This window comes from Oscillatoria sp. HE19RPO (assembly GCF_024220515.1).
Classification (GTDB): domain Bacteria; phylum Cyanobacteriota; class Cyanobacteriia; order Cyanobacteriales; family Laspinemataceae; genus Laspinema.
In genome coordinates this window covers 16,830-27,191 of record NZ_JAMXOT010000016.1, presented here as the reverse complement: position 1 = coordinate 27,191, position 10,362 = coordinate 16,830, and the positions used below count along the sequence as shown (strand labels likewise).

The following is a 10,362-nucleotide window of genomic DNA, read 5'->3' as shown; positions in this document are numbered from 1 at the left end:
CCCGATGCTTTCATGACTTGTGACCCGCGCGATCGCCAAGACCGCTATATTAAACGCTATCCCAAATTCATCGCCGAAGTCCTTTCAAGCAGTACCGAAGCCTTTGATCGGGACCTCAAATTCACCGACTACCAAAACCTTGATAGCCTGGAAGAATACGTCCTCATTTCCCAAGACAGCCAGCGCGTTGAATGCCGTCGCCGCATCGCTGCCGATACTTGGGAAACTACCATTTATGAGGCGGGCGATCGCATCACTCTCACCAGCCTTGACCTTGAATTTCCTAGCGATCGTCTCTATCGCGGTCTGGATTAACCCCCTCTATCACCCCTGCTGTAGTCGAGGCGAAAGTTGGGCCTGTTGATTGACCGGACACACCGAGAACTGACTGATGCAGAACAACTGGAAGATGACGATCAGCCTTTTGAGGAAAAGATGGAACCGTTGACGAAAAAATTGGAGGAGGAGTGAGTCGAAAGTGCTAAATTAGAGGCAGAAATGCAGGCAAATCTGCGGAGGTTGGGTTTATGAGTCCTTTACTAGAACACCTATTGCAACAAGTTGAGCAACTCCCCCCTGAAGATCGCTTAGAGTTGATTCGGCAGATTGCACAGGGACTAAAACAGTCCGAAGTGGTCGTCACAGCCAAGCCTCGATGGAGCGATTTAAAAGGAATGGCTCCCTATCCAATGATGGGAGAAGATGCTCAAGAGTGGGTTTCACGCACTCGGCGGGAAGGGGATGAGCATCGAAGCCAGGTGTTGCGAGGCGAATGATGAAAATTGCAGCAGCACTATCAGGGGTATCTCGGTTGTTTTTAGACACGGCTCCTGTCATTTACTTTGTAGAACGGAATCCTAGCTTTGTCGATCAGGTCGATCCAATATTTGATCGATTAGAGTCTGGGATTACGCCAGTGGTGGGAGCGGTGACGGTTGCCGAGTGCTTAGTGGGTGCTTTGCAGATGGGCTTAACGGATTTAGAACAAGTCTATGTGGCTATCTTTACACGGGATGATGTACTGTTTGTGGAGAATACCCTGGCGATCGCTCGACAGGCAGCAAGGGTTAGAGTTCAGTACAATCTACAACTTCCTGATGCATTGCAGATTGCCGCCGCGATCGATGCTGGCTGTCAGGCATTTTTGACAAATGATGCTCATCTAAAGCGCATAGCCGAGTTAAATATTTTGCTGGTAAGTGAGTTGGAGCCGTGAGGAAATGCAGGGATTGACGGCCACGTTGGATGAGCAGTTTTGGGAAACTACGATTTATGAGGCGGGCGATCGCATCACCCTCACCAGCCTTGACCTTGAATTTTCCATTGACCGTCTCTATCGGGGTCTGGATTAACCCTCGGACTCTGATGCTAACCCACTTGCCCAGATGCGGCTTCAAAACTTCCGCCAATGCTTCAAAGCCCCTCTCCCATGTGGGGAGAGGGATTTGGGGTGAGGGTCCCAGGTCAACGAGTCAGCCGCAGGGTAAGCAGAATCCCTCTTGTAGGGCCACGATTTGAGCCAGGGATTATCATGGATAATGGTAAAAGCGGAGATGTTGCGGAAGGAGAATTGAGAGGAGATGGAGTGGCAAGAAGTGGTTAACTTGATGGATGAGTTTGTGTTTCAAAAAACTGGGGACCACTTGGATAGCCTGCAATTGGCGATTTTAAAGGGAGTGCTCAATGGTCAAAAATATGTTGCGATCGCCAAGCAGTACGGATGTAGCACGGGTCATGCAAAGGATAAGGGATACGAACTGTGGCAGTTGTTGTCAAAAGTCTTTGAGGAAGAGGTGAATAAGTTAAATTTAGTCGCTACACTTGAGCGATTAGGGTTTGTAAATTATCAACATAGTGTTAACAACTCCGTTAACATCAGTAATATTAATTTTTGCAACACTCCTGAAGAATCTAATTTACCAAACCGGGATAACTCAACCTCTAAATATAACGATAAAGATATTATGGATGAAAATGAAATCGTGCAAAGGCTATTCCAAGAGACTAAATTTAAAGCTGTCGATAAACTAAGTAAACTCGGGTTAACCCCCGAACAAATTGCCGAATCTTTAGATTTACCCTTGCCAGAAGTTCAGAACTGGATAGAGTAACTTTATGGGGCTTGTGGAATTTTTATGAATGTTGACCCAAGAGTTTGACTGATTTTTATATAGCTCCCCTAAATGAATTTGACAATAGAACCAATGCCGATAATCTTGGATTGCGGTAAGCAAAGCTATGCCGTAGGCTTGGCATCTTGCTCGCTTTCTCTATAGCAAACTGATTTAGAATGGCTATAGAATCAGTCAGTTCAACTCCTAAATTATACTCAATTTTAAATCTCTTTAGCCTCAATATCTAGCCGATATCTATCAATGTAAGATTCAATTATTAAGATACTGACTAACTAAAGATTTTGGAAATCTATTTCTTAACTCATCTAAAGATGTAATTGATAAAATATCAGAGGCTTGTAAATCTCCATCTGCCATAGCCCAACGACTCAAAGAAGCTCCAATGTGAATCCCGTAATTCGCAGAATCCAATCTAATGCGACCATCCCAAAAGGGCTTATAGTCAGCATCAACATTAAACCTTGAATTAAAATCATATTCACAGCCCACGACTACGTTAGGATTACCAACAGAGTGTTTTTCATAAATATTCTGTCCAATATCCTCATTTTCATAACACAAAATTAAGCCCTCAGCGTCAACTCTTCTAAAGTCTTCTGCAATTGAGGTTATCCAATCAGAACCCTTCGGTGAATAGAGAATACCATTATTGATAAGCGGAACCCACTCACCACTAACACGGTAAATTAAATTCCATATATGGGGCTTATCTTCTTTGATTAAGCATTGAGGATTCTTAAACAGCAAAACATCACAATCAAACCACCAACCCCCGTAACGCTCAAGCAGCATAGTTCTGATGTAATCCGACTTAAACGGAAGATGTTTGCATTTTTTAATATTCAAGTTTAAGCTGATATAATCTTCTAGAGAGTCTGGGGTCAAATGAATGTGATTAGACCGAAATATTCTTGTAATTGAATTTAAGCAAATACGGGTAAAAGCATAAGGGGATCCTTCCCAATAAGTAAAAACGTGATTCATCTTATAACTCTGAATATTTTTATCTTACGTTAACAAGATTTAGCAAAGGAAATAATTGAGATTTTAGGAAGTCGCCAAACCGAGACTCTCCATACTTGTTAGTCTTCAATCCAAGAATACGCAAAGCTCGATTAGCTAAATGCACTCTTCGATGACGCTCGGACATTTTAGTACGAAATGTTAAACTATATGATATCGAAATATCGTTTCCATTTAATACCATATGAGGGAAAGTGAAAGGAATATATACCCCTTCGCCAGCAGCTAATTTTATACGAGTTAATCCAGATAGGTAATCTGGATTGAAATTAAGAGAGTATCCAAATTCATTGGCATAAAAATCTTCAATCTCTGATGAGCTAATTAAAGGTGCAACAGAAGCATCATTAACTAATACTTCTTTTTCTCCAGTAATTTGAAATAAAAAATTATGCTCGGGATCGATATGAAACGGCGTTACAAAGTTAGGGGAAGAGATAAACAAAAAAGAAGCTGGATTAAAAAAGTTATTAGATATTTTTAGTTCGGATAGCTTTAGTTCATTAAGCACTTGTTTCATCAATCTATTATATCTTGGAATAATCTCTAAATGACGTAAAATAATCCATGACTGTTGGCTAATTAATATTTTTTGTATGTCTTGATAAGGCAACTTGTTCAGGTGGAAAGGCAAGGTATAATACTCTAGCAAATTAGTTGGTAATTCTGCGGATGCTATGACGATTTCATTTAATAATAGATTGCGGCTCTCCATAGAGTGGCTAAATTTAAAAGGTCGAGTAGGATAAAAATCAAGTTGATTTGAAAATATTATTGCGTTCATAAATATTTTAATTATGTCGTTGATTGCTTTGTTTTAATTGAATGTATTTGTCAAGAATTTTATATAAATTAGAAGAATTAATAGAATCTTTTTCTAGCTCTTTTAAATCATTCTTATCTTGAATTTTCCAACCTTCAAGACCACCAACTGTTCTAGGATCGTCTTCTGCCAGGTTGAAGGAAGCATGATAGCGTGAAGGTGTACCCTGAATGGAGCTAAATGTTAATTGGGCAACTCCTTCAATTGATTGCCTGCCATTTACACGGATATAAAAACTATTTACATAAGCAAAGTCTAACACAGGAAACTGAAATCTAGTTAATTCATTTTTACTGCTAAATGTATAATTAAAAATCCAATCACCAGTTGAATTAGCTGAGTAGTTAGCACCAGAAAGCTTTAATCCATTTCCTTCTTTGTCTGCTTTAATTAAAACAATACCAATGGATGTCACATTACCATTGTCAGTCAAAAACTCGATCCATACACCTTCAACAAACTCTTCTCCCAAAAAATATCTTCGGAGATGTGGGAAATTATTAAAGATATTTTTGAATATCCAAATAAACAATTCATTAAGTAAATAAACTAAAGCAAAAGTAAGGCTAAGTACAACAATTTGCTGGACTTTTAATCCTTGCACCCAATCAGTTATAGCTTTTGTTACCAGTGCTGAAGTCCCTATGCTAATCAACTCAAAATATCGGTAAACTTTTTTATATGAATCCATGACAGACAATTTCCTCCTATTAATCCTCTTATATTACTGATTTTTTTGGACAATTTAATTTTTAATAATGATTGATGCCATTATTTGATTGCTACGCCAATATAAGCAATCGCTTGGAGGATTGACGAGAACAGACTGACCGGAAAATTTTTTAAATCCGGCTTGGCGAAGACATTTTACATACTCATCTGTAAATTCTAATTCTCCAGAGTAATGAGTAAAGACACCCCCTACTTTTAACAATCTATATGCTTCTGAAAAAAAAGAGAATCTTGCAGTATGAAGTTCGTCAAATGTAATGGGGTAAGTATCAAATAAAATTCCATCGAAAAATTCATCTTCAAAATTACTTGAAATTTCTTCCCAGAAACCTGAATACAGAAATGTGGGGCACTTAGCCGATTTTGCAAACGATTCCATCCGTTCAAAAACTTGGTTGTTAGCCTCAATAATATGATGTTCGTTTATCGAATTATTTTGAATATACGATGCTGCAATACCTAACCCAAAACCCACTTCTAGCACTCTTCCTCCATTAGTTGTCGCAATTTCTGCCAACTTTTTCATGTAAGGCTCTTCCCAAGTTTCCATTACAGGATGACCAGCTATCTCTAGCTGAAAGTCATTCACATGAATATCTTCTGTTTTCCATTGTTCTCGCTGCTGCAAAAAAGATAACTCTGTTAACGGATGAGACTCTTTATCAAACATTGTAATTTTCTCCTGGATTTTAACAATTTATTTTTAAGGCAAGCATAACTCATATAGTTCTAAACTGAACGGTTCCTCCAAGGCATTTCCCTCTAAAACACTTTTGGCAAATAAATTCAAGGTGATTTCTCTTTCTTGACAAATGTTAGACAAATGTTTAAAATCACCACTTGTAGAAGAAAAACCTAAAAAAGCTTGCCCGGTAGGACTTAAATAATCGGCAAAACGGTTTAGAAATTTTTTGATACTTGAGTAGCTAAAATCAAATACACTTTTTTCCAAAAATGTATTTGGGGTAAAAGGGGTAAAAATAAATGGGGGATTCCAGAAAATAATATCAAATAGATAATTTTCGATGAGCGAATCAAAAACGTCAGAATAAATTACAGAAACCTGATTTTCCACAGAATGCAAAATAGCGTTTATTTTGGTATTGGAAAGTGCATCTTTATTAATGTCAGTTGCAGTAACATTTAACCCATCTAGGGCTTTTAGAATTGATATTAATCCAGTTCCGCATCCAATTTCGAGAAACTCGCCATTAGGCTGAGAGGGGAGGTGTTTGGCAAAAAAGTAGCTATCTCCAAACACAAATGGGGAAAATACCGTGTTCATCCCGATAAAAATTCTTCCTTCATACTCGAATGTGTAAACCTTATCCAAGGATTTATTAGCCTCTAAATATTTTTGGACCAAATTAATGTACTTGTTCATTGTCTAAGAGTTTTTTTTCTACAAATATCTAATGTGGCACAGTGAAATGAGCCTCCAAAAATGTAATAATCCTCAAAAGCACATGGTATTGGTTCAAAACCTTTATCTTTTAAAGTCTTAATCAATGACTTTTGTTTTTCCTCAACTATCACCCTTTTATCGTCAAGACTCAAAATGTTAATACTCATCCAATCACTAACTACTCGATATCCTCCTATTTCAGTGATGAAAGAATCTGGTTTAGGGGCTTCAATGAGTTCCCAATCATAGAAAATTTTGGGCAGCGAATTGAAATCTATAAATTCAGGATTTACTAGCAATTTACCTTCAGCAAGTGGAGCGATCGTGGTGTCTATATGTAAAGCTTCAGGGCATTTTGACTGGATGACATGAACTGTGTATTCAGCTCCTAAAAAATTTTGAAGCCATTTAATACCAAAACCATTGGTAACATGGCTGATTTGTCCAATAATATCTTTTCCGCACCGAACAAAATCTGCACCATCGAATGTTGGTTCAAACTCTGTAATAGAGTATGGATATTCTTCCGAAGCACTAACTGAATATAATTCTTCATCAAGCGTGGGTTTTGGTGCAGATACCCAATTCCATCCATTCTTACAAAGATCTTTGAGTATTTCTCTATATGGAAAAACCTCAAAGTATCTGCCTCTATCAGCCATTGGGCATTCAAGAATACAATTGTTGATAACCAAGAATACATCTCTTGGATTGGCACAAGAAACACCAGATTCAACATCCCACAAAGGAGTGGAAAATTTTTGCTGGAATTCAAACAAATTTGGTCGCCTAACTTTCACACCTTCAGATTTAAGTAAGGTAATAAACTTTTCAAGTGCAATATTTGCTTTTTCTATAATGTAATCGGGAATTGGTGTTCCTTTTTTGGAAAACTGTGCATCATAATCTGGCAAAGCATTTTTAGGAATGGTATTTTTTAAAATTCGATCCCAACTTGGAAACATAGCTCCCTCTACTCTGCCAACGATTATTTCTTCAAGAAGATCCCATTCTGTTGAACTACTCATCTTACCTCATCTACAAAAATGTAATTTTTATTATATGCTATAATAATTTCCTATGAAGTTTTATAGCTGTTTCTCTGCACGGCATAACTACAAATTTTTTGTAGCAATTGATAATAAGAATAACCGGCAGCATAAGCTGAACGACAAAAGTCTCCAATCTCTGGATGTAAATGGGGTAAAGGATTCACCTCTAAAAAATATAGTTTTTTCTTTTGAGAATCAAAACGAAAATCAATTCTAGCTGCATCTCGGCATCCTAAAGTTCTATATATGATTTTTGAAGCTTCGATAGTTTTTCTGTAAATCAAGTCGTCACTGACATTAGAATATATTGCCTGTGTTTGAGAATTTTCTTTTTGCTCATAACCATATACTTTACTAAAAGGTAAATCAATTTGAATTGGTGCCAAGACTTCAATGTTTTGACCCTCCCCTAATACCCCGACTGTCACCTCTACCCCTTCAATATATTCTTGAACTAAAACAGGTTGTTTATAGTGAGTTAAATTATAAATTACTTGCGCACTTAAATCCGCATATTTGTAAACAACAGAGCGATTATAAATTCCCATACCACTACCTTCAAAAGCAGGTTTTACAATATAAGGATAATTATTCAATTTGCTTAAAAATTGGCTGTCTTGACAATCAGATATATAAATAGAACTGGGAACATTTTGCTGTGCTTGATGAACCAGTAAGTTGCAAATGTTTTTGTCTAAAGTTTTGACCATTACATCAGGACTAGAAAATACATAAGGTAATCTCAATAATTCACACAAAGACGGAATTAATGATTCTCTATAAGAGCCTCCAAACATTTCACAAATACTAAAAACAAGACAATTTGAATTAGCTATTTTTTGTACTATTTTATCATCACAAGAAATTGATTCAACATCAAAGCCAATCTCTTTGAAGGCTTGTTGTAAACAATTAATGGTATCCATCATATCCCAATCGGCATCAATATCAAGGGGATAATTGCCTTTTTTTAAAGGATGATTTTCTCGTAAGTTATAAACCAAATTTATTTTCACAAATTTTTACCCTTAATTCAAAAAATTAGTTAATAATTAAACCAATTTGCTGTTTGTTAGAATCTTCGGCAAGGGTCCCACTGGCATAACAAACGGTATTGAAGGAATTATATTTCTTTGGGCCACGATAACAAACACACATATGTTGAGCTTTGACACGAGCAAAGGCTCCCTTAGCTAAACCAAATTCCATTAAATCGCTACATAATTGCTCCGCAATTCGCTCTTGAATATTAAACTTATTGCTTCTGTAGTCAACCAACCTAGATAACTTGCCAATTCCGATGATGTATTTTCCGGGTTCATAAACAATGTCAACTGTTCCAAAAAAAGGCAAAAAATGATGTTCACAAAATGAGATAAATGGTATATCTAATCCGCTTACAAGACCTCCATAATTTTGCTCGGGCAACTCCTCGGTTACTGTGATTAGCGGTTGAGCATTTTCTATTTGATAGCTTGCCATCAATTCTTTATAGCCCTCAGTTATTCTCCCTGGTTTTTTATTAATAGATTTTTCAAAACTCTCTAAGTGGTCTGCTGGAATTATAGAGGATAGCCATTTTAACAAATAAAATTCTGGATGATTTTTATCGAGGTCCATTGTTAAGTATTTTCTTTGAATAAGTGATGTTTGCGAGTATCCTAGCTAATCTAAATTGTAGATGGCTGAAATCGATTTTTTTCTAATCCATTGTTCCTGAATATGTGCATTCAAATACTTTAGTGGGTCGCAATAAAAATAAATTTTATCGTCAGATATAGCCGGTGACCTAAACCAATAAACACCATATTTATCATCATAAAAGTCGTATTCATATACGCTTCTCTTTCCACCTCCAAATGGCAAGTCAACAATAAATCTAGGAAGATGAAATCCTGGGAATAATCCGGTCAAACTTTTTGATATATCAATGCAAGTCTTTAAACTGGTACGAAAATGCTCTGCATTAGTTACCATATCCATTTGATAAACGTAGTAGGGTTCAATATTTGAAGATATAAGTTTATGTATCAACTCTTTTTGAGCTTCATGACTAGAGTTTACTCCATTTAATAAGACAGTTTGATTTCTTATTTTTACCCCTGAGTTAAATAATGAATTAGTAGCTTCTTGAGAAGTTGTAGAAATTTCATTTGCATGATTGAAGTGACATTGTATTGACAACTCAATACCTTGACTTTTGAATCGACTAGAATACTTTGTAATCAATTCAAATAATTGGGTTTTAGGTAAAAAAATATCTGGATTAAATAAGAGTGTCCTAGTGGCAAGCCTGACTGTTTTTAGAGTTTGTATGTTTATTATTGCACTCAAAATAATGTCAATCATTGACGTACTTGCAGAAGCTATATCACCTCCTGATATAACAATATCACTAATATTCGGGTTTGATTTCAAATATTTAACAAGATTATTTACTCTGGTTTTAAATGCTTCTTCTAATTTACTTTTTTTGAGAAATTCCGTATCATTACTTACCGTGTAACTTCTGGTGCAAAAAGCACAGTATGTTGGGCAATAATTGGTGGACAAGAATAATAATTTATTAGGATATCTATGAATTAAGCCAGATGAAACTTCTTGTTTCTTTTCTGAGAGAGAATCAATTCTTGATTGAGGATGAGAGGGTAAATATTCTGAATGCAAGGGAAGAAATTGCTTCCGAATAGGATCGGTACTAGGATTATTCCAGTCAATCAAATTAAGTACATGATGAGTTATCGTCAGGGACATTGAATTTTGGGCTAATCCTTCTATTATATCAGATTTTAAATCCGAGTCAACTTTCATTGTATTTAAATAGACTTTAAGTTGATCGACCGTTTTTATTACATCTTTATTCATGATTTTATAGCTAATATCATTTGATGACAATTAAAAATCAGACTTTAAATAGTTTTTATTAAATTAAATTGGATAAAAATTTTCTTGTGTTAATCCTAATTCAATCCTCTTAATTTTGTAAAGCCGGAAAAAGACGGAAAAAGACGGAAAAAGACGGTGATTTGATTAAGAAATATAAAAATTGCGGATAGTTGCCTCTAATGGTAGAAGACAAGAACGCCCCCAAGCCGAAAATCAAGATCACTCGGCAGTCTCCAAGCCCTCCTCGCCGGACTGCAAGTAGACCCAATGGTAATGCGCTGGCAGACTGCCGCCATTGCCCAACTG

14 protein-coding genes are annotated in these 10,362 nt (G+C 36.5%); 5 read left to right on the top strand and 9 right to left on the bottom strand.

Going from position 1 to position 10,362, the window contains the following annotated elements; all coding sequences use genetic code 11:
- From NG833_RS02035 to NG833_RS02020, 5 genes are all read left to right on the top strand, one after another.
- A partial coding sequence (locus tag NG833_RS02035; RefSeq protein ID WP_254563669.1) for a Uma2 family endonuclease occupies window positions 1-315 on the top strand: 315 nt, incomplete at its 5' end.
- A gap of 212 nt (window positions 316-527) precedes the next feature.
- Entirely contained in the window at window positions 528-776 is a 249-nt protein-coding gene (locus NG833_RS02030; protein ID WP_254563668.1) for a hypothetical protein, read from the top strand.
- A 35-nt stretch (window positions 777-811) separates the two neighbouring features.
- The gene (locus tag NG833_RS02025; RefSeq protein ID WP_254563667.1) at window positions 812-1,216 is read left to right on the top strand and encodes a PIN domain-containing protein; all 405 of its coding nucleotides are present in this window, start codon (window positions 812-814) and stop codon (window positions 1,214-1,216) included.
- 4 nt (window positions 1,217-1,220) lie between these two features.
- Window positions 1,221-1,352, top strand: coding sequence for a hypothetical protein (locus NG833_RS30275; RefSeq protein WP_256555787.1), 132 nt, complete (start codon window positions 1,221-1,223; stop codon window positions 1,350-1,352).
- 228 nt (window positions 1,353-1,580) lie between these two features.
- The gene (locus tag NG833_RS02020) at window positions 1,581-2,111 is read left to right on the top strand and encodes a hypothetical protein (protein WP_254563666.1); all 531 of its coding nucleotides are present in this window, start codon (window positions 1,581-1,583) and stop codon (window positions 2,109-2,111) included.
- A gap of 273 nt (window positions 2,112-2,384) precedes the next feature.
- Here the strand turns inward: NG833_RS02020 and NG833_RS02015 are convergent, their stop codons facing one another.
- From NG833_RS02015 to NG833_RS01975, 9 genes are read right to left on the bottom strand one after another with little or no spacing between them, the layout of a single operon-like run.
- Complete coding sequence (locus NG833_RS02015; RefSeq protein ID WP_254563665.1) at window positions 2,385-3,119, bottom strand: capsular polysaccharide synthesis protein; 735 nt, start codon at window positions 3,117-3,119, stop codon at window positions 2,385-2,387.
- Between the two features lie 19 nt (window positions 3,120-3,138).
- Window positions 3,139-3,942: a hypothetical protein gene (locus NG833_RS02010; protein ID WP_254563664.1), complete on the bottom strand. Its 804-nt coding sequence runs from the start codon at window positions 3,940-3,942 to the stop codon at window positions 3,139-3,141.
- Window positions 3,943-3,949: 7 nt separating this feature from the next.
- Entirely contained in the window at window positions 3,950-4,672 is a 723-nt protein-coding gene (locus NG833_RS02005; RefSeq protein ID WP_254563663.1) for a hypothetical protein, read from the bottom strand.
- A 54-nt stretch (window positions 4,673-4,726) separates the two neighbouring features.
- A complete protein-coding gene (locus NG833_RS02000; RefSeq protein ID WP_254563662.1) occupies window positions 4,727-5,383 on the bottom strand; it encodes a hypothetical protein in 657 nt (218 codons plus the stop codon).
- Window positions 5,384-5,416: 33 nt separating this feature from the next.
- A complete protein-coding gene (locus NG833_RS01995) occupies window positions 5,417-6,097 on the bottom strand; it encodes a methyltransferase (protein ID WP_254563661.1) in 681 nt (226 codons plus the stop codon).
- The gene (locus NG833_RS01990; RefSeq protein WP_254563660.1) at window positions 6,094-7,146 is read right to left on the bottom strand and encodes an amidinotransferase; all 1,053 of its coding nucleotides are present in this window, start codon (window positions 7,144-7,146) and stop codon (window positions 6,094-6,096) included. Before NG833_RS01990 ends, NG833_RS01995 begins: the two co-directional genes overlap by 4 nt.
- A gap of 50 nt (window positions 7,147-7,196) precedes the next feature.
- Window positions 7,197-8,186: an ATP-grasp domain-containing protein gene (locus NG833_RS01985; protein ID WP_254563659.1), complete on the bottom strand. Its 990-nt coding sequence runs from the start codon at window positions 8,184-8,186 to the stop codon at window positions 7,197-7,199.
- Between the two features lie 25 nt (window positions 8,187-8,211).
- Complete coding sequence (locus tag NG833_RS01980; RefSeq protein ID WP_254563658.1) at window positions 8,212-8,790, bottom strand: GTP cyclohydrolase I; 579 nt, start codon at window positions 8,788-8,790, stop codon at window positions 8,212-8,214.
- Between the two features lie 45 nt (window positions 8,791-8,835).
- A complete protein-coding gene (locus NG833_RS01975) occupies window positions 8,836-10,035 on the bottom strand; it encodes a KamA family radical SAM protein (protein WP_254563657.1) in 1,200 nt (399 codons plus the stop codon).
- Between the last annotated feature and the right edge of the window lie 327 nt (window positions 10,036-10,362).